Origin of the sequence: Kitasatospora sp. NPDC059812 (assembly GCF_042732075.1) — a bacterium.
GTDB lineage: Bacteria > Actinomycetota > Actinomycetes > Streptomycetales > Streptomycetaceae > Kitasatospora.
In genome coordinates this window covers 24,250-42,835 of record NZ_JBHWIO010000059.1, presented here as the reverse complement: position 1 = coordinate 42,835, position 18,586 = coordinate 24,250, and the positions used below count along the sequence as shown (strand labels likewise).

General features: G+C 72.8%; 16 protein-coding genes and 1 pseudogene. 10 read left to right on the top strand and 7 right to left on the bottom strand.

The genetic code is table 11. The features are described from left to right. The 3 genes from ACFV6D_RS26155 to ACFV6D_RS26145 all read right to left on the bottom strand — a co-directional run. Positions 1-2,779: hypothetical protein (locus ACFV6D_RS26155; RefSeq protein ID WP_380561277.1), on the bottom strand; the 2,779-nt coding region annotated here is incomplete at its 3' end. Between the two features lie 603 nt (positions 2,780-3,382). Next, entirely contained in the window at positions 3,383-3,907 is a 525-nt protein-coding gene (locus ACFV6D_RS26150; protein WP_380561276.1) for an AAA family ATPase, read from the bottom strand. 96 nt (positions 3,908-4,003) lie between these two features. Continuing rightward, positions 4,004-4,651, bottom strand: coding sequence for an AAA family ATPase (locus tag ACFV6D_RS26145; RefSeq protein ID WP_380561275.1), 648 nt, complete (start codon positions 4,649-4,651; stop codon positions 4,004-4,006). Positions 4,652-4,819: 168 nt separating this feature from the next. Between ACFV6D_RS26145 and ACFV6D_RS26140 the strand changes: the two genes are divergently transcribed. Next, positions 4,820-5,200, top strand: coding sequence for a hypothetical protein (locus tag ACFV6D_RS26140; protein ID WP_380561274.1), 381 nt, complete (start codon positions 4,820-4,822; stop codon positions 5,198-5,200). A gap of 354 nt (positions 5,201-5,554) precedes the next feature. Here the strand turns inward: ACFV6D_RS26140 and ACFV6D_RS26135 are convergent, their stop codons facing one another. After that, positions 5,555-6,076, bottom strand: a complete 522-nt coding sequence (locus tag ACFV6D_RS26135) for a DUF6328 family protein (RefSeq protein ID WP_380561273.1) — start codon at positions 6,074-6,076, stop codon at positions 5,555-5,557. Between the two features lie 171 nt (positions 6,077-6,247). Between ACFV6D_RS26135 and ACFV6D_RS26130 the strand changes: the two are divergent. Next, positions 6,248-6,499, top strand: a pseudogene (locus tag ACFV6D_RS26130) (zinc ribbon domain-containing protein); the annotation flags it as partial. A 38-nt stretch (positions 6,500-6,537) separates the two neighbouring features. Here the strand turns inward: ACFV6D_RS26130 and ACFV6D_RS26125 are convergent. Then, positions 6,538-7,116 carry a MarR family winged helix-turn-helix transcriptional regulator gene (locus tag ACFV6D_RS26125; RefSeq protein ID WP_380561272.1) on the bottom strand — a complete coding sequence of 193 codons (579 nt, stop codon included), beginning with the start codon at positions 7,114-7,116 and terminating at the stop codon, positions 6,538-6,540. A 48-nt stretch (positions 7,117-7,164) separates the two neighbouring features. Here ACFV6D_RS26125 and ACFV6D_RS26120 point away from each other — a divergent pair, with 48 nt between their 5' ends. From ACFV6D_RS26120 to ACFV6D_RS26095, 6 genes are all read left to right on the top strand, one after another. Beyond that, a complete protein-coding gene (locus ACFV6D_RS26120) occupies positions 7,165-8,067 on the top strand; it encodes an EamA family transporter (protein WP_380561271.1) in 903 nt (300 codons plus the stop codon). Positions 8,068-8,315: 248 nt separating this feature from the next. After that, positions 8,316-9,212: a neutral zinc metallopeptidase gene (locus ACFV6D_RS26115; RefSeq protein ID WP_380376127.1), complete on the top strand. Its 897-nt coding sequence runs from the start codon at positions 8,316-8,318 to the stop codon at positions 9,210-9,212. 176 nt (positions 9,213-9,388) lie between these two features. Next, positions 9,389-9,763: a hypothetical protein gene (locus ACFV6D_RS26110; RefSeq protein ID WP_063352941.1), complete on the top strand. Its 375-nt coding sequence runs from the start codon at positions 9,389-9,391 to the stop codon at positions 9,761-9,763. Positions 9,764-10,168: 405 nt separating this feature from the next. Next, entirely contained in the window at positions 10,169-11,263 is a 1,095-nt protein-coding gene (locus ACFV6D_RS26105; protein ID WP_380345997.1) for a sugar ABC transporter substrate-binding protein, read from the top strand. 94 nt (positions 11,264-11,357) lie between these two features. After that, the gene (locus tag ACFV6D_RS26100; RefSeq protein ID WP_063352939.1) at positions 11,358-12,143 is read left to right on the top strand and encodes an ATP-binding cassette domain-containing protein; all 786 of its coding nucleotides are present in this window, start codon (positions 11,358-11,360) and stop codon (positions 12,141-12,143) included. After that, positions 12,140-13,402 (top strand): sugar ABC transporter permease, encoded by a 1,263-nt coding sequence (locus ACFV6D_RS26095; protein ID WP_380561270.1) that lies wholly within the window; start codon positions 12,140-12,142, stop codon positions 13,400-13,402. Before ACFV6D_RS26100 ends, ACFV6D_RS26095 begins: the two co-directional genes overlap by 4 nt. Before the next feature lie 201 nt (positions 13,403-13,603). On the opposite strand, the gene ACFV6D_RS26090 is transcribed toward ACFV6D_RS26095, so the two are convergent. After that, complete coding sequence (locus ACFV6D_RS26090) at positions 13,604-14,140, bottom strand: DUF6879 family protein (protein WP_380561293.1); 537 nt, start codon at positions 14,138-14,140, stop codon at positions 13,604-13,606. 704 nt (positions 14,141-14,844) lie between these two features. Here ACFV6D_RS26090 and ACFV6D_RS26085 point away from each other — a divergent pair. Further along, complete coding sequence (locus ACFV6D_RS26085) at positions 14,845-15,726, top strand: S41 family peptidase (RefSeq protein ID WP_380346002.1); 882 nt, start codon at positions 14,845-14,847, stop codon at positions 15,724-15,726. Between the two features lie 138 nt (positions 15,727-15,864). Here the strand turns inward: ACFV6D_RS26085 and ACFV6D_RS26080 are convergent, their stop codons facing one another. Next, positions 15,865-17,502 carry an alkaline phosphatase D family protein gene (locus ACFV6D_RS26080; RefSeq protein WP_363378133.1) on the bottom strand — a complete coding sequence of 546 codons (1,638 nt, stop codon included), beginning with the start codon at positions 17,500-17,502 and terminating at the stop codon, positions 15,865-15,867. A gap of 512 nt (positions 17,503-18,014) precedes the next feature. Here ACFV6D_RS26080 and ACFV6D_RS26075 point away from each other — a divergent pair. Continuing rightward, the gene (locus ACFV6D_RS26075) at positions 18,015-18,464 is read left to right on the top strand and encodes a hypothetical protein (RefSeq protein ID WP_159398753.1); all 450 of its coding nucleotides are present in this window, start codon (positions 18,015-18,017) and stop codon (positions 18,462-18,464) included. The last annotated feature ends 122 nt before the right edge of the window (positions 18,465-18,586 follow it).

Here is an 18,586-nt window from a genome sequence, read left to right as displayed (position 1 = left end):
GGGAGGTCACCGGCGGACCGGACGGTGGGGTGCCCGTAGCCGTCGCCGTGTTGGTGACCTTCCCGCTGTCGACATCCGCCTGCGTGACGGTGTAGCTGGCGGTGCAGGTCACGGACGTGCCGGGGGCGAGGGAGGCCGCGCCGGCCGGGCAGGTCACCACGGGTGCGGTGCCGCTGCCCGAGAACGCCGTCTCGTTCACCGTCACATCGGTCAGCGTGGCGCTCCCGGTGTTGGTCACCAGGAAGCTGTAGTCGACGACCTGCCCGACGGCCGAAACCGTGGTCGGCGAGGCCGACTTGACCACGGTGAGAGCCGGGGCCGGGGTGTTCGGGACGCTGGTCGAGGACGGCGGGGAGGTCACCGGCGGACCGGACGGTGGGGTGCCCGTAGCCGTCGCCGTGTTGGTGACCTTCCCGCTGTCGACATCCGCCTGCGTGACGGTGTAGTTGGCGGTGCAGGTCACGGACGTGCCGGGGGCGAGGGAGGCCGCGCCGGCCGGGCAGGTGATCGCGGGCGGGGTGCCGTTGCCGGAGAACGCGGTCTCGTTCACCGTCACGTTGGTCAGCGTGACGTTGCCGGTGTTGGTCACGAGGAAGCTGTAGTCCACGACCTGCCCGACGGCGGTGACCGTGGTCGGGGACGCGGTCTTCATGATCGTGAGCGCGGGCGTCGCGGGGACCGGGGTGTTGGTGAAGGTGCAGACCACCAGCGGGCTGTTCTTGCCCTCCACCGTGGGTGGGAACGGCAGGTTGAAGGTGGTCGCGCCGGTGCCCGAGGCGACCGGGGCGTTGCCGTTGGCCGTGTCGACGCAGTCGTAGGCGGTGGTGTAGTTGGCGAGGCTGCCGGAGGCGGCGGTCTCGGTCAGCGTGTAGGTGGTTCCCGACACGGCGATGACCGGGCCGGCGGGGGGTGTCTGGATGCCGGTGCTGGTGCCGGTCGTGGTGGCGGTGTTGCCCTGGGTGACGCCGCCGCCGGTGATCGCCAGGTTGAACTGGTCGTTCGACGTGGTCGACGAGGCGAACCGGCCGACGATGTTCTTCTGCAGGGCCAGGGTCGGGTTGGTGGAGCAGGCGCCGAGGTCCACGGACAGGAACGCGTTGTTGGAGTACGGCGTGGGCCCGGCCGTGATCACGCCGGTGTTCGGGTTGAGCTGCTCCAGGAAGGTGGTGGTCCCCGAGGCGAACTCGATGTAGAGCATTCCGGCGTTGTCGAAGGCCGCCCCGTTGAACGAGTTGCTGTCCGGGTTGGGCAGGGTGCTCAGCACCGTGTCGGTCAGCGGTACGCCGGTGGCCGACCCGGTGGTGGGGATCGGCCCGGCGACCCGGCCGATGGCGGCGTCGGTGCCGACGGAGGAGAGGGCGTAGAGGTTGCCGCCCGCGTCGAAGGTGATGTCGCCGTTGGGGCCGGAGGCGCCGGTGACGGGCAGGTTGAACGTGGCGATCACGCCGGGGATCGCCGTGTTGGTGGTGGTGTTGAAGCCGTAGAGGGTGGCCACGCCGGGCGTGGTCGCCGTGCCGGGCTCGAAGCTGGCGTAGTAGTAGATGCCGTTGACCGGGTCCACCGCGCCGGAGACGAAGGAGTCGGTGGTGGCGCCGGCGGTTCCCGTGTACGTGGTCCAGGTCTGGGTGGCCGCGTTGTAGCCGTACACGTTGACGGACCCGGCGACGGTCGGGGTCTGGTCGACCACGTAGGCGGCGGTGCCGCCGTCGGTGATCCCGAGGGCGTTGGTGAAGCCCGACCCGGCGGGGAGCGTGCTGACCGTCGTCGCGGTCACGCTGGATCCGCCGACGCTGCCGGCGGCCAGGGCCAGCAGGGTGCCGTTCGCGGCGGTGGAGGAGCCACGCTGGATGGCGTAGATCGTGTTGCCCGTGCAGTCCAGGGGGTCGCCGGGTGCCCGGGGCAAGCGGCCGAGCGGGGCGGCGCTCGGCGGGGCGGCCGCGCTGCTCGGCCCGGCCGGTCCGGCCGCTGCGGATGGCGCGGCCTCCGGGGACGGGGCTCCTGGAGCGCTGCTCCGGCCGGTGGGCGTCGCGGCCGGTGAGGGGTCGGCCTGCGTTGTCGTGGCGCCGGTGCCGGGGTCCTTCCACTCCAGTACGACGAGGCCGTTGCCGCCGTCGCCGCTGTGGCCGCCGCCGTCCTTCGCCGCGTCGGCACTGGTGTTGGCGCTGGTGTTGGTGCTGGTGTCGGTGCTGTTGACGCCCGCGATGGACGGCGCGAAGCCGCCGAAGGCCGCCCCGGTGACGTACTGGCGCTCGGTCACGTGAGGGGCGAGGCCTTGCGACCCGTCTTCAGGACCGGCCCCGGCAGCGTCGGCGCCGCTCGCAGCCGCGCTCGTGGCCGAGGCCGTGCCGCCGTCGGCTGCCAGCAGGGTGTCCGCGGGGGTGTGCGACTGGCCCGACCGGATGGCGGAGGCGCCACCGTTGCGGGCCTCCGGGGAGCCCGAGCCGTCGGGACGCGACCGCCCGCCCTGGCCCGGCACCACCGTCAGCCGCTGTCCGGCCGTCACCTCCAGCAGCGCGGTCGCGTAGGCGCCGGCGGCGCCCGGCCGGTTCGCGTGGTCGCGGCCGGCCGCGGCGGTGTCGCCGTCGGCGGCCGCACCCGCACCCCAGGCCTTCGCCCTGATCGAGGAGACCCCGGTGGGGACGGTGAAGTCCTGGTCGCTTCCGGTATAGGCGAAGGACAGGCAGTCGGTGTAGCCGGCATCGGCCGGGCACGTCTGAGCCGCGTGCGCGGCGGGGGCGGCCAGCAGCGGGACGAGCGGCACCGGCGCCAGCGTCAGCACGGCCGCCAGCATTCCCGTCCAGCCGCGCCGTGTCGAGCCCGCCCTCCTCGGCGGACGGGCCAGGGCTCTTCCTGGCGTCTCGAAGGCTCGGGCCAAGCCCCAGTGGCGTCTGACTTCGGGCATCGGGGACTCCCCAGGGTGCTCGCGGGACTCTTGGATGACGGCATGAATGCGGCCGTAAGGTGACGAAATGACTATGCCGTCCGTGTTATCCGGGCTGATCCGGCGCGCTGGAGAAGTCATCCCGGCGGCCCATGCGAGCGAGCTGACAAACTGACGACGGACTGCCGAGTACGGCTGTCGGAGTGACGGCTGACGCCACGGCGGTCACGGCGGTCACGGTGCCTCGCCTGCAAGCGGGGCCTGCAAGCGGGGCCTGCAAGCGGGGACCGGCGCGGGGTCCTCCCCCTCGCGCGCTGCCCGCAAACGGACGGCCGGGCGCGGCAGGTCGGCGGAGCCGCCGTCCGTGCGAAGCCCGTCGAAGGCCTGCGGGAATCTGAACTCGCGTTCTGCTGTGCGGAGTTGACCTGGCAGGCCGCCGGGCTCACTGGCGAGCCGTCGCCCGCGCCTCGGCGTCAGGGTCTTGGCGCCAGGGTCTTGGCGTCAGGGTCTGGTGGCGAAGGCGGTGATGTCCGCCAGCGGCGGCTGGTAGCCGTGGGTGGTGTCCACGTGCAGGTGCGGCACCGGCAGGGACGGCGGGGTGAAGTCGTCCAGCAGGTTGCCCGGGCCGGGCGGGGCGGCGAGGAGCGCGCGGTCGGCGTGCGCGGCGCGGCGCGGGTGCGTCGTCAGGCGGGCCCGGATCCGGGCGCGGGCCACTGCCGGGTCCACCCGGCAGTGCACGATCCGCAGTTCGGTGTGCCCGGCCAGCGGGGTCAGGCCGGGTCGCCACAGCCGGTCCTGGAACGCGGCCTCCGCCACCACGCTCACCCCCGCGCGCACCAGGACCTCCAGGACGTCGAAGAACGCCGCGCGCACCGCCTCGTCGGGGTTCCCGGCCCGGGTACCCGCGTGCACCAGGCCCTCCTTCAGCTCGTCCCGGCACACCGCCGGGCAGCCGAGGGCCTGTGCCAGCGCGTGGGCCAGCGTCGTCTTCCCGCTGCCCGGCCCGCCGCTCACCACGATCAGCACCTGTGGACCCCTTTCGTCAGGTCAGACCACGTCAGGCCAGGTCAGGCCAGGTCAGGCCAGGTCAGGCCACGTCAGGCCAGGTCAGGCCAGGTCAGGTCAGGCCAGGGCGCGGAGCAGGCGGTCGGCGAGGGTGGGGTAGGGGCGGCAGTCCAGGACGGGCAGGTGGTGGGTGCGGGCCTGGTCGGCGAGCCAGTGGGAGTAGCGGGCGCTGACGGCGGCGCGGCGTTCCTGCGGGCCGCAGTCGGGCTCCCGCTGGGCGTAGTTGGCGCTGATGCCGGCCGCGTCGCCCTCGTGCAGGAACACGGCGCGCACGACGCGGCCCTGCCCGGCGGCCTCGGCGGCGGCGCGGGCGGCGGCGGCCGGGGTGAGGTAGTCGCCTTCGACGATCGCGGGCACGTCGACGGTGAGGCGGTTGCGCACCACGCCGAGCAGGGCGTCGTCCAGGGCGCGGGCGGTGGCGATCTGCAGTTCCAGGACGCGGTCGGCGGGCAGCGCGTCGGGGTCGTCGAGGCCGTCGAAGTGGTGCAGGCCGGGGTGGCCCTCGGCGGTGGTGGCGGCGTGCAGGGCGGCGGCGACGTCGTCGAACTCGACCACGAACGCGCCGCTGTGCCGGGCGAGTTCGGCGGCGGCGCGGCTCTTGCCGAGACCGGAGGCGCCGCCGAGCAGCAGGACGTCCCAGGTGGGGGCGCTGCCGTTGCCGTCCCCGTTGGCGCTCCCGCTGCCGTTGGTGTCGTTGCTGTGCATCCGGGCACGGTACCCGCCGCGCGGGGTGGGGCGGTAAGCGGTTTCGGGGGCGGGCGGGCTCTGAGGGGTGAGGGAGGTGTGGGCCTTCCCCGCCTGGCCCCCGGCGCCCGACAGCCGGCCCCGGCCCGGTCCCGTCCGTCACCCGCACCCGCCCCCGGCGCGGCGCGGGTGACGGGAAGCGGGTCGCGGGAGGCGGAAGCGGGCGTCAGGCCTCAGGCGTCGCGCGGCGCCCCGTGCCCCGCCGGCGCGGCCCCGAGGCTCGCGCCGCGGCCCGCCTCCGAGGTCGCCGCCCTGGCCGGACGCCTGGAGGGCCCCGCGGCGCAGGTCCTCGCCGGCGGCGCCGGGCCGCTGGCGGGCCGTCCGGTGCTCAACGTCCTGGCGACCATCGGCCACCACCCCGACCTGCTGGTCGCCCTGGTGCCCCTGCTCACCCAGCTCGCCCAGGGCCTGACCCCGCCCCGCGAACGGGAACTGGCGATCCTGCGCACCGCACCGGCTGTGCCTACGAGTGGCACCACCATGCCCGCCTCGGCGCCGCCGCCGGCCTGACCGGGCCCGAGATCGCCCGCGTTCTCGGCGGGCCGGACGCCCCCGGCTGGAGCGAGGGCGACCGGGCGCTGCTGCGGGCCGTGGACGAGCTGTGCGGGGACCGCGCGCTGTCCCCGGCCACCTGGCGTGAGCTGGCCGCCCGCCACTCCACCCCGCAGCTGCTGGAACTGCTCGCCCTCGTCGGCGCCTACGCGCTGGTCGCGGGCATCGTCAACAGCTGCGGCGTCCCCCTCGACGACTGGCTCACCCCGCCCGTGGCGGCGGGCTGGCCGTCGTCGACCGCCGTGTGGGGAACCGGAGTTCACCACACGGCGCGCCCGCGGACCGGCCCGCGGTTCGGCCGCCGCGTCCGGTTCAGTCGTCGTGCAGCGGGCGGCGCACCGCCCAGGGCAGGACGAACCACAGCCCGGCGAAGATCAGTGCGACGACGGAGGTGATGGCCAGGGCCGTGGCGGTCCCGAGCACGACGTCCAGGACGAGCAGCACGGCGCCGGTGAGCGCGCAGGCGAGCAGCATCAGGCCCAGCTGGGCGATGTGGGCGGAGACCTTGACGATCCGCGCCTTGCCGGGGTGGCGGAACAGCCCGCGGTGCAGCGCCACCGGGGTGGCGAACACGGCCGAGGAGATGACGGCCAGCAGCAGGGTGGTGACGTAGACGTCCTGCTGGCCGTCGGTGAGGGTGGCGAAGCGCGGGGTGAAGGCGACCCCGAGCAGGAACGCGAACACGATCTGCACGCCGGTCTGCAGCACCCGCAGCTCCTGGAGCAGTTCCACCAGCCGCCGGTCGGCCCGGGCCCCCGGGCTCTCCGGGCCGGACGGGGACGGGGCGACGGGCGGCCCGGGTTCGGGCTGGGGCGGCGGCGGGGTGCTGGTCATGCGTCACCTTGATGTCGGAGGATGCCCCGGCTTTCAGGTCGGGGAGGAGCTCGGTTTTCCGCGTGGCGGGTCGGGGGCGGCCGTTTTGCCGCTCACCGGGCCGGTGTCCACCGCCCCGGTCCAAGCACCTTTGTCAGACCGTCAGGCTATGTTGCCGGTCATGGCGATCACGGCGCAGGACACGGACGGGTGTACCGGGCATGGCCGGTACACCTACCGGCTGCGATGGACTGCGCGCACTGCGATGCGAGAACCAAGCACGCACTGCGGCTGGGACTGCGCACCTATACCTGCACCACGTGCGGAGCCGTGTCCCCCAGGGACAAGAACTCCGCTTACGTGATGCTCAACCGGGCAGGTCTGAACCCGGCTGACGCTGATGGCAGAAGACCTTCCGGGACGCCGTCCCGGAAGGCGGCCTGAGTCACCGATCCACCCGACAGAAGCCGGAATCCCCGGCGTCAGCCGGGGGAGCAGTCAAATTGTGCTGGCCCGCCGTCCGGTGCGGCGCCGTCCAGGCGGTGCTGCCAGGCGGTGAGGAGGGTCTGCAGGGCGGTGGCCTCCTCGGGGGACAGGAGGGCGAGCAGGCGGTGCTCGTTGCGCAGGTGGGCGGTGAACGCCTCGTCGATCAGCCGCAGTCCGGCGTCGGTGAGGGCGACGACGCGCCCGCGCCGGTCGCCCTCGGCGAGGCGGCGGGTGACGAGTCCGGCGCGTTCGAGGCGGTCGATCCGCTTGGTCATCGCGCCGGTGGTGACCATGGTGTGGGCGGCGAGTTCCCCGGGGGCCCGTTCGTAGGGGGCGCCGGTCCGGCGCAGCGCGGCCAGGACGTCGAAGTCGCCCTCGCCGAGGCCGTAGCGGGAGTAGACCAGGGCGAGTTCGCCGGTCAGCCGGGCGGCGAGGCGGTGCAGGCGGCCGATGACGGCCAGCGGGGAGACGTCGAGGTCGGGGCGTTCGCGCCGCCACGCGGCCTGGATCAGCGCCACGTGGTCGGCGTCCGCGCCCGGCGGGGAGGGCGTCCGGGGGTGCTGCTGGTGCTCCATGGGGCCATCCTACCGCCAGTACCTTCCCGGGAAGGTATATTGCCTTCCATGGAAGCCAATCTGCGGTGGGTCCTGCTGACCGCGGTCGCGCCACTCGCCTGGGGCGCCAACTACTACGTCACCCACGCCTACCTGCCCGCCGACCGGCCCCTGTGGGGCGCGGCCCTGCGCGCCCTGCCCGCCGGACTGGTCCTGCTCGCCCTGTCCCGCCGCCGCCCGCACGGGCCCTGGTGGTGGCGCAGCGCCCTGCTCGGACTGCTCAACACCGCGGTGTTCTTCGTCCTGCTCTACCTCGCCTCCCAACTGCTGCCCACCAGCACCGCCGCCACCGTCATGGCCGCCTCCCCGCTGGCGATGCTGCTCACCGCCTGGGCACTGGCCGGGCAGCGCCCGCACCGCGCCCACCTGGTCGGCGCGGTGGTGGGCCTGGGCGGGGTGGCGCTCACGCTGCTCGGCGCGGGCGGCGCGGTCAGCGGGGCGGGGCTGGCGGCGTCGGCGGCGGCGATGCTGGTCTCCTGCGTCGGCTACGTGCTGGCCGCCCGCTGGCGCGAGGGCGCGGACCCCCTGGCCGTCACCTCCTGGCAGCTGACCGCCGGCGGCCTGATGCTGCTGCCCCTGGCCGCCGCCGCGGAGGGCGCGCCCCCGGCGATGGACGCCCGCACGCTCCCGGCCTTCGGCTACGTCGCCCTGGTGGCCACCGCCCTCGCCTTCGCCCTCTGGTTCGCGGGCCTGCGCCACCTGCCGGCCGGCACGGTCGGCCTGCTCGGCCTGCTCAACCCGCTCGCCGGCGTCCTGCTGGGCGCCGGCCTCGCGGGGGAGGGGCTCGGCACGCGCCAGGTGTGCGGGCTGGCCCTGGTCCTGGCCGGCGTCCTGCTCGGCCGCCCCCGCGGGCCCGCCCGCCCTGCCGAGCTCTCCGTCGCGGCCGAATCCGGTACCCGCATCAGGAGTTGACGAATCGTCAGTCCATCAGCCAGGTCGGATGGTGATCCAGGACGGCACACGCGGCCCCGGGGGAGCGGTGCCCGATCGCCACGTCCACGGCCGCGTCCGCAGTCGCCGCCCGACCCCGCCCCCGCCCGGCCCCTGCCGCCCGCGCCCCCGCTGCGCCGCGCCGGCGCCCGCTGCCCGTAGGCTGGGCGGGCCGTCACCGGCACAGACCGTCACCAGTACTGACAAACACGACAGAAGCGGGCAGGGGCATGCAGTTCGACGACCAGGGCGATCTCGACACCTCGCAGGTGGACGACCGGCGCGGGATCCCGGGCGGGAAGGTCGCCATCGGCGGCGGGGCGGTGGGCCTGATCGTCGTGCTGTTCGCGGTCGTCCTGGGCGTGGACCCCCAGCTGCTGGGCCTGTCCTCCGGCGGCGGCTCCACCACCTCCAACGGCGCGCACACCGCCGGCGAGGTGCAGCAGGCCTGCAAGACCGGCGCGGACGCCAACCGGCGCCAGGACTGCCGGATCGTGGCGGTCACCAACAGCGTGCAGGAGTTCTGGCGCGCCGAACTGCCCAAGCGCACGGGCACCGCGTACCGCAACGCCGAGACGGTGCTGTTCACCGGTCAGGTCTCCACCGCCTGCGGCCCGGCGACCTCCGCCGTCGGCCCGTTCTACTGCCCCGGCGACCGCAAGGCCTACTTCGACCTCGGCTTCTTCAACGAGCTCTCGGCCCGCTTCGGCGCCAAGGGCGGTCCCTTCGCCGAGTCCTACGTCGTCGCCCACGAGTACGGCCACCACATCCAGAACCTCCTCGGCACCATGCAGAAGGTGGGCGGCGACCGCCAGGGCGCCAACAGCGCCTCCGTGAAGCTGGAACTCCAGGCCGACTGCTACGCCGGGGTGTGGGCGCACCACGCCACCACCACCCCGCAGCCCTCCACCGGGCGGCCGCTGATCGCCTCCCTCACCGACCAGGACATCGCCCAGGGCCTGGACGCGGCCGCGGCCGTCGGCGACGACCGGATCCAGAAGCAGGCCACCGGCCGGGTCAACCCGGAGGGCTGGACCCACGGCTCCTCCGAGCAGCGCAAGACCTGGTTCACCACCGGCTACCGCACCGGCGACCTCGCCCAGTGCGACACCTTCGGCAAGCTCTAGCCCCGCGAGCTCTAGCCCCGCGAGCTCTAGCCCCGCGAGCCGGCAGGCCGGCTCCCGGAGTGCGGCGGCGCGCCCCTGTCAGATGTCAGGGACCGCCGCCGCGCCCGCGTTCCTAGGCTGCTGAGCACCGGCCGGACCCCACGTCAGGCCGCTCACCAGCCAAGGGAGAACCATCCATGCGCAGGATCACCCACGCCGTCGCCACCCTCGCCCTCGCGACCGCGGCCCTGACCACCCTGACCACCCTGGGCGCCGGCAGCGCCGGCGCCGCCGACGGCTCCTGGGCGGGCTGTCCGTACGGGGCGGTCTGCGTCTACCCGCAGAACCAGAACCCGGCCTCGGCCCCGAGCGAGGTGTACTGGAGCTACGGCGCGCACAACCTGAGCAACCAGTACGGCAACCACTGGGTCCTCAACAACCAGTCCGGCGGCGCCCACGCCCACCTGTGCAAGGGCTCGGGCGGCGGCAGCTGCGTCTACGACATCCCGGCGCAGAACGGCGTCTGGTACGACCTGGGCCCGATCAACTCGATCACCCTCGACCGCCCCTGACGCGTCGTTCCCGACGCACTGCCCCTGACGCACCGGTACCACCGCGCACCGGTACCACCGCGCACCGGTACCACCGCGCACCGGTACCACCGCGCACCGGTACCACCGCGCACCGGTACCACCGCGCACGGGGGCGCCCGCCGCACGGGGGGCGGCGGGCGCCCCACCTCCCTGACGCCCCGACAGGTTGATCGACTCTTGAACGGCGGGCCCCGCAACGGGCGCCGCCGTTCCGTCATTTGGAGCTTCCTCCAGGTTTCAACTCCCCGTCAGTGTTCATGAAGATAACGAGTAGAGGCGCATCGCCCACAGTCTGAATTTACTTATTGACGTCATGTACGCGTTCAGGTTTAACTCCCCCCACCCCGCCGCAGAGCCGCGGCGACGTCAGGGAGAGGCACCCCCATGAACGCAGCACTGCGTCGCGTCCTCATCGCCACCACCGGCATCTCACTGGCCCTGTCCATGGCCGCCTGCGGCAAGGCGGGCGGCGACAAGAAGGACGCGGCCGCCTCCGGAGACGGCAAGTCCATCGGGCTGCTCCTACCCGAGAACGCCTCCTCCACCCGCTACGAATCCTTCGACCGCCCCTTCGTCGAGGCCAAGGTCGCCGCCCTGTGCGCGGACTGCAAGGTCCTCTACAACAACGCCGAGGGCAGCGCCGCCAAGCAGAAGCAACAGTTCGACACCCTCCTCGCCCAGGGCGTGAAGGTGATCATCCTGGACCCCTACAACGCCAAGTCCACCCAGGGCTGGGTCCAGGAGGCCGCCGCCAAGGGCGTCAAGGTCGTCGCCTACGACCGCCTGGCCACCGGACCGGTGGCCGCCTATGTCTCCTTCGACAACGAGAAGGTCGGCGAACTCCAGGGCCAGGCCCTCGTCGACGCCCTCGGCCCGCAGGCCGCCGACGCCAACGTCGCCATGATCAACGGCGACGAGGCCGACCCCAACGCCGCCGACTTCAAGACCGGCGCCCACAAGGTCCTCGACGCCAAGGTCAAGAAGATCGTCTACGAGCAGTCCGGCCAGTGGGACGCCACCATCGCCGGCCAGAAGATCGGCGCCGCCGTCACCCAGCTCGGCAAGAACGGCTTCCAGGCCGTCTACTCCGCCAACGACGGCATGGCCGGCGCCATCATCACCCAGCTCCAGGGCGCCGGCATCAAGGTCCCCGTCGGCGGACAGGACGCCGGCCTCGACGCCATCCAGCGCATCGTCAACGGCGACCAGGCCTTCACCATCTACAAGGCCTACCGCCCGCTCGCCGACTCCGCCGCCGAACTGGCCGTCGCCCTCCTCAAGGGCAAGGACGTCAAGACCGTCGCCACCGCCACCGTCGACAGCGCCACCGACAAGGCCATCCCCGCCAAGTTCCTGGACGCCAAGGTCGTCACCAAGGCCAACATCGCCACCACCGTCGTCGCCGACGGCCTCTACAAGGTCTCCGACATCTGCACCGCCGACTACGCCGCCGCCTGCGCCGCCGCCGGCCTCAAGTAGCCCGGCCCGCCCAGCCGCCCAGCCGCCCAGCCGGCCCCGCCCAGCCGCCCAGCTCGACCCGGGTCCAAGTCCACCACCGCAGAAGAAGGTTCATGTGACAGGCGCACCCGTCCTCCAGCTGCGCTCGGTCTCCAAGCGCTTCGGTGCCGTCCAGGCCCTCACCGATGTCGGCCTCGACGTCCACCCCGGCGAAGTCCTCGCCCTCGTCGGCGACAACGGCGCCGGCAAGTCCACCCTCGTCAAGACCATCGCCGGCGTCCACCCCGTCGACGAGGGCACCATCACCTGGCACGGCGAGCCCGTGCGCCTGACCCGCCCCCAGGACGCCCAGGCCCTCGGCATCGCCACCGTCTACCAGGACCTCGCCCTGTGCGACAACCTCGACGTCATCGCGAACCTGTTCCTCGGACGCGAGAAACGCCGCCACGGGCTCCTGGACGAGGTCGCCATGGAGCAGCACGCCCGCGAACTCCTCGACACCCTCGCCATCCGCATCCCCGACGTGCGCACCCCCGTCGCCGCGCTCTCCGGCGGCCAGCGCCAGGTCGTCGCCATCGCCCGCGCCCTGGTCGGCGAGCCAGCCCTCGTCATCCTGGACGAGCCCACCGCCGCCCTCGGCGTCGAACAGACCGCCCAGGTCCTCGACCTCGTCGAGCGGCTGCGCGAACGCGGCCTGGCCGTCGTCCTCGTCAGCCACAACATGGCCGACGTGCGGGCCGTCGCCGACACCGTCGCCGTCCTGCGCCTGGGCCGTAACAACGGCGTCTTCCCCGTCGCCGGCACCACCCAGGAGCAGATCGTCTCCGCCATCACCGGAGCCACCGACAACGCCCACGCCCGGCGCCAGGCCCGCCACACCGAGGAGGAGGACGCCGCATGACCACGCCCAGCACCCCCGCCGACACCCCCGCGGCCCCCGGCGCCGACCCCCGCCTGCACACCCGGGCCGCCGGCCCCGCCGGCTACCTGGACGCCGCCCGCCGGCGCCTGGCCGCCGGCGAACTCGGCTCCCTGCCCGTCGTCGTCGGCCTCATCCTGATCGCCGTCATCTTCCAGTCCGTCACCGGCCACTTCCTCCAGGCCGACAACCTCACCAACATCACCCGCTTCATCGCCGGCCCCGGCCTCATCGCCGTCGGCGTCGTCTTCGTCCTCATCCTCGGCGAGATCGACCTCTCCCTGGGCTCCGTCGCCGGCGCCAGCGCCGCCCTCGCCGCCGTCCTCGCCGTGCGCCAGGGCGTCGCCGAATGGCTCGCCGTGCTCGCCGCCCTCGCCGCGGCCACCGCCATGGGCCTGCTGCACGGCCTCTTCTTCGCCCGCGTCGGCGTCCCCGCCTTCGTCGTCACCCTCGCCGGCATGCTCACCTGGAGCGGCCTGCAGGAGTACGTCCTGGGCGACCTCGGCACCGTCAACAACCGCCACGGCGGCCTCATCGCCACCCTCGACACCACCTTCCTCGGCGACGGCGACATCGCCTACGCCTGGGCCCTGGCGGTCCTCGCCCCCGCCCTCTACCTGCTCGCCCACCTGCGCACCGCCCGCCGGCGCACCGCCGCCGGCCTCACCGCCCGCCCCACCGCCGACACCGCCATCCGTACCGGCGCCCTGGCCGTGCTCACCCTCGCCACCGCCTACGCCCTCAACCAGGACCGCGGCCTGCCGCTGCCCCTGGTCGTGCTGGTGGGCGTCGTCGTCCTCACCGACTTCGTCCTGCGCCGCACCTCCTACGGGCGGCAGATCTTCGCGGTCGGCGGCGGCGTGGAGGCCGCCCGGCGCGCCGGCGTCAACGTGGCCCGGGTGCGGATCTCCGTCTTCATGCTGTCCGCGTTCCTGGCCGGCCTGGGCGGGCTGTTCTACGCCTCCCAGCAGGGCTCCGCCGACAAGCAACTGGGCGGCGGCAACGTCCTGATGAGCGCGATCGCCGCCGCCGTCATCGGCGGCACCAGCCTCTTCGGCGGCCGCGGCAAGACCTGGTCCGCGCTGCTGGGCATCCTGGTGATCCAGTCCATCACCACCGGCCTGGACATGGTCCACGCCGCCCAGGCCATCCAGTACATGATCACCGGCGCCGTCCTGCTCGCCGCCGTCGTCCTGGACTCCCTCTCCCGCCGCACCCGCGCCACCGCCGCCCGCACCTAGCGAAACCCGAAAGACCCGGGCCCCTCTTCCCCGGCCTGGCGCCCCGCCGCATCGCGGGGCGCCAGGCCAGGAAACGCAGCGCCGCCCCGCCTTTCCTTCCCGGCCTCCGGCAACCGGTTGGCGACCACCCCATCGTGTCGATGGGCTGACGCGTTCGCCGCAGGAGGGGCGGGCAGTCCGGTGTTCGCAGGTAAAGGCAGGTCAGACGCTGTACTTGTCGTGCGGGGTGCCACGCTCCCACACGGCCTCGAACGCGCAGGAGACGAGACGAACCGTCGCGGAGTCCTCAAAGAAGGCGAACCCGGGCTCGGCCCAGTCGCCGTACCCCGTGAAGAAGTGGAACAGCACCAGCTTGTCGTCGATCAGCCAGAAGTCGTTCCCCGGCAGCGCGATGTCCGACGCCTGACTCCTCGGCAGCCACCGAACCAGTTCCCCGGCCGCCAGGTTCATCGGGGTGACCGCGTGCTCCCACCGGATGTAGTCGGTCACCGGCTCGGACACGATCCGGGCCCGCCGCATGACCACGCCACGACCGACCGTCTCGCGGACGAGTCCCAGCCACTCGGGCCACCACGACGCTTCGGGGTCCAGCTCGATCTCGCCGGTGCGGGAGAAGCGGTCGATCTCCTCGGCCTCGTCGCCCACGGCGTAGGAGTCACGCATCTCCAGATGAACCGCGGTCCTCTGAGCGCTCCTCAGCAGCGCGGCGAAGTCGGGCACGTTCGACACGTTCGACAGCCTCCTTCAGGATCGGGGCCATGCGGGCCGGGGTCCGGATCACGGACTCATGAGCGGGAATCCCGAGCGTGCGGCCGGGAACCCACCCGGTCCCTGCGATCTTCTCGCAGAGCGCGTCATCGGCCGCCCAGTTCTGCACGATGACCTCCGCCGCCCGTGCCGGGGTCGATGCCCACGAAACCCAGGGCCATGACGATCTCCAACGTCTGCGGAGTTGCGAGGACGCGCACCACCGTCAACCCTGCGAATCAGAATCACAACCCGGCATGCACGACATTGCACGAACCCGGCCAGAGCCGCAGATGAGCCGGACGTATCCCACGGCCGGCGTTGCCTCTGGGCCTGTTGGATTCCAACAGGCCCAGAACACACGAAGGCCCCTAGAAACCGCCGTGTGGTGCCGAGGCGAGTGGAGGTGGAGGGTGTCGGCGGATGGCGGCCCTGAGGTCCGGCCGCCCCGGGCGCCACTCGCATGTCCGCGAGTGGCGCCCGGCTGACCTGGACGAGCCGACCGCGCTGCACAGGAAGTCGGCGGGGGCGACTTCCTGCGCACGGTGGGGTGTTGCTCATGGGTGGGCGGCTTGGGCTTGGGTGCGGCAGTGGGTGAGGGCGGGTTTGATGCGGGGCCGGGGGAGGGGGTGACGGTGAGGAGTTCGCTGAGAAACCGCTGGGCATCGGGTCGGCCTTGCCCTACGATCGCGCGAATGATCACTCATGGAGCGATACTCGACACCGCCCTCGCCCGGATCACCGCTGGTTACGTGTTCCCCGAGAAGACGGCGGCCATTGAAGTGGCGATCCGGAACCGGCTGGCGGAAGGCGCTTATGAGGGCCTGGACGAGCGGGGGCTGTGCGAGCGGGTCACGGAGGACTTGCAGGGGGTGTGTCCGGACAAGCACCTGCGGCTGTTGTGGAGCGAGGAGCCGCAGTCGATGGACGAGGAGCCGGAGGACGTCGCCCGGGCCCGGTTCGAGCGGTACGCCCGGGAGAAGAACTACGGCATCCGGCGGGCAGAGCAACTCGACGGCAACATCGGCTACCTCGATCTGCGCATGATTCCCCCGGCCGGGGTGGGCGGTCCCGCGATCGCCGCCGCGATGCAATTGGTCGCTTCCACCGAGGCGTTGGTCATCGACCTGCGGCAGTGCAGCGGCGGCTCACCGGAGGGCGTTCAGCTGTGGTGCAGCTACTTCTTCGCTGACGACGAGGTGCACCTCAACGACATCTACGACCGGGCTACCGACTCCACCCGCCAGTACTGGACCCTCGGGCACCTCGCCGCGCCGCGCTATTCGGACCGGCCGGTGGCGGTGCTGACCAGCGACTTCACTTTCTCCGGTGGGGAGGAGCTGTCGTACAACCTGAAGGTGCTCAAGCGGGCGACGCTGGTCGGGCAGACGACGCGTGGTGGCGCCCACCCGACGGCCCGTATTCCTGTTGCGCCGCATGTGACGGTGACCGTGCCGGCGGCCCGCTCGATCAACCCGGTCACCGGCACCAACTGGGAGGGCGTTGGCGTGGAGCCGGACGTGGCGGTTGCCGCTGAGGACGCGCTGGAGAAGGCACTGGAACACCTTCGCGCGTAGTTGAGTCCCCCGGCTGCTCAGTCCTGAGCAGCCGGGGGGCCTATGCGAGGCAACTGGTGCGGCGCGGTCACGCTCAAGGCTCTCAGCCACCCCCGGGGCCCGCCGCCCCCGTGAGCGGCGGGACCCGGGGGCAGCGGGTCAGGCGGGGTGGATGCCCGGGTTGCCGGCCTGGGTGACGAAGGAGGCGGCGGTGGTGACGGTGCCGCCGGGGCGGGTGATGTGGGAGACGGCGCGGTAGTCGGCGCGGACCTGGTGGCGGTCCAGGGTGAGCGTGGTGTAGCCGCGCCGCCCGTCGTAGAACTTCATGTGCGGGTTGGCCGACATCAGGTTCTGCCAGTTGGACGGCTTCTCCTCGCCGTCGCCGTCGCTGCTGATCGAGGTGCCGACGAACTCCACGCCCACGGTGCGCGAGTCCGGCTTGTCGAAGTCGCGCTTGACGTCCAGGGCGTAGGCGACGTGGACGTCGCCGGTGAGCAGCACCAGGTTCTCCACCCCGGCCCGGTCGACGGCGGTCAGGAAGCGCTCGCGGGCGGCCGGGTAGCCGTCCCAGGCGTCCATGGAGAGCTTGGAGCGATCGGCGGTGGTGTTCTTGCGGCGGGAGAAGACGACCTGCTGCGGCACGACGTTCCAGGTCGCCCGGGAGCGGTGCAGGCCCTCGGCGAACCAGCGTTCCTGGGCGGCGCCCATCAGGGTGCGCCGCGGGTCCTCGCTCTCCGGGGTGGGGTACTGCCAGCCGTCGCCGTTGGCCTGGTCGTCGCGGTACTGGCGGGTGTCGAGGATGTCGAACTGCGCCAACTGCCCGAAGTGGACACGCCGGTAGAGGGTGAGCTCGGTGCCGCGCGGCTGCGGCATCCGCAGCGGCATGTTCTCCCAGTACGCGCGGTAGGCGGCGGCGCGGCGGGCGATGAACGGCGCCGGGTCCTGGCCCTTCTCGGGGATGCCGGCCGCGTAGTTGTTCTCCACCTCGTGGTCGTCCCAGGTGACGTACCAGGGGTGGGCGGCGTGCGCGGCCTGGAGGTCGGGGTCGTTCTTGTAGAGGGAGTAGCGCAGCCGGTAGTCCTCCAGCGTGGCGGTCTCGTGGTTGAACAGCGCCGGCAGGGTGCGGTCGGTGTACTTGCGGTCGCCGCCCGCCGCGTCGATGCCGTACTCGTAGATGTAGTCGCCGACGTGGAACACCGCGGCCAGGTCCTCGTCGGCCAGGTGGCGGTAGGCGGTGAAGTAGCCGTCCTCGTAGGCCTGGCAGGACACCAGCCCGAAGCGGACGGCGTCCAGCCGGCGCCCGCGCTCCGGCGCGGTGCGGGTGCGGCCCACGGGGCTGCTCCAGGCGCCGACGGTGAAGCGGTACCAGTACACCCGGTCCGCGTCGAGGCCGTCGACGTCCACGTGCACCGCGTAGTTGAACTCGGCGTGCGCGCGGGCGCTGCCGCGCCGCACCACCTTGCGGAACCGCTCGTCGCGGGCCAGCTCCCAGCCCACCCGCACCGAGCCGGCGGGCGGCAGCCCGGCGCCGGGCTCCAGCGGGCGCGGCGCCAGGCGGGTCCACAGCACGACGGCCCCGGGCAGCGGGTCGCCGGAGGCCACGCCGAGGGTGAACGGGTTGCCGGTGATGGCGCGCGGTCCGAACTCGGCGTCCTCGGCGTGCGCGGACGGCAGGTTGACGGTGAACGCCAGCGCGGCGGCGGCCGAGGTGACGGTGAGGAAGCGGCGCCGGTCCAGCCGCGCGGCGGCCTCGCGCAGCTGCTGGTCGGGGGAGGGGCGGTCGGCAGGGCGGGTCATGGGGTGAAGGCCTTTCGCTGCTCGGCGGTGTGCGAAGGAATTCGAGTGGACCGCGCGGTACGCCAGGGGTCGGAATTCCGGCAGCCGAGTGATTATCTGATGGGGGAACCGTGAAGGTCCGACAAATCCCCCCGGGTGGACGGAAATGGACGCGCGTAGCGCCCCCCGCGCGAACCGGTCCACTTGGCCCGCGACCGCAGACCGTCCCGCCCCCGAACGGGCCCGCCACCGGCCCCGGCCCGCCCGCAGGCCCCGCCCCGCAGTCGGCCGGCAAAACCCCGAACCCGCACGAGGGGACGGCTGCTCCGTACCCGGAACGGGCCGCGCGACCCGGGCCGCCCCGCACTGCACAGGGCCGCTGGCCAAGTCAAGAAAAACCACCCGAACGGGTGGGTCCACTTTTACGCCGGAGCGCGGTCGTGATGTACAACACGCTGGCACCCCAAGCGAGTTGACTGATAGGAATCACCCCGGGGGACCCGCCCATCAGCTCACACCTCTGGGAGGGAACCATGAAGAACCGCTTTGTACGTCGTGCGGGTGTTGTGGTGGCCGGCCTCGCCGTCCTGACAGTCGGCTTCGGCAGCACGGCGGCCATGGCGGCCGCCCCGGCCCCGGCCCCGGTCGCAGTGGTCCAGAACGTCACGCCCGCCATCACGGACGTGCAGACCTGGACCTACGTCACCGGCCCGCTGGAGACCACGCTCACCCTCGACACGACCGCCCGCTCCGCGTCCATCGTGGTGTACGCGAACGTGCCGTTCCTCGGCAAGGTCAAGGTCGGCAGCGCCTCCGGCAGCCTGACCGAGGGCATCACCTTCCACCTGGGCCTGTCGCCGTTCGTCAACGGCACGCAGAGGTTCTACCTGGTCGGCGACGACGTGCACCTGTACTACGACTTCGACGCGCTCGGCAAGCACTACACGGGCGACGTCAAGCTCGGCACGCTCCCGCCGTTCTAGCAGCCCCGCTCCACACCACCGGCGCGGGGCGCCCCCCCCCCCCCCGCCCGGGCGGGGGGGGGGGCCCCACAACAACCACCACCCCCGCCACCACCACACCCACACCCCCCCGCGACAAAGAA

Bases quoted from the DNA above. Each gene is read 5' to 3' on its own strand.
- ACFV6D_RS26095 (WP_380561270.1), top strand. From the start codon at position 12,140: ATGACCACGCCCAGCACCCCCGCCGACACCCCCGCGGCCCCCGGCGCC.
- ACFV6D_RS26115 (WP_380376127.1), top strand. From the start codon at position 8,316: ATGCAGTTCGACGACCAGGGCGATCTCGACACCTCGCAGGTGGACGAC.
- ACFV6D_RS26075 (WP_159398753.1), top strand. From the start codon at position 18,015: ATGAAGAACCGCTTTGTACGTCGTGCGGGTGTTGTGGTGGCCGGCCTC.
- ACFV6D_RS26120 (WP_380561271.1), top strand. From the start codon at position 7,165: ATGGAAGCCAATCTGCGGTGGGTCCTGCTGACCGCGGTCGCGCCACTC.
- ACFV6D_RS26110 (WP_063352941.1), top strand. From the start codon at position 9,389: ATGCGCAGGATCACCCACGCCGTCGCCACCCTCGCCCTCGCGACCGCG.
- ACFV6D_RS26125 (WP_380561272.1), bottom strand. From the start codon at position 7,116: ATGGAGCACCAGCAGCACCCCCGGACGCCCTCCCCGCCGGGCGCGGAC.
- ACFV6D_RS26080 (WP_363378133.1), bottom strand. From the start codon at position 17,502: ATGACCCGCCCTGCCGACCGCCCCTCCCCCGACCAGCAGCTGCGCGAG.
- ACFV6D_RS26135 (WP_380561273.1), bottom strand. From the start codon at position 6,076: ATGACCAGCACCCCGCCGCCGCCCCAGCCCGAACCCGGGCCGCCCGTC.
- ACFV6D_RS26085 (WP_380346002.1), top strand. From the start codon at position 14,845: ATGATCACTCATGGAGCGATACTCGACACCGCCCTCGCCCGGATCACC.
- ACFV6D_RS26145 (WP_380561275.1), bottom strand. From the start codon at position 4,651: ATGCACAGCAACGACACCAACGGCAGCGGGAGCGCCAACGGGGACGGC.
- ACFV6D_RS26105 (WP_380345997.1), top strand. From the start codon at position 10,169: ATGAACGCAGCACTGCGTCGCGTCCTCATCGCCACCACCGGCATCTCA.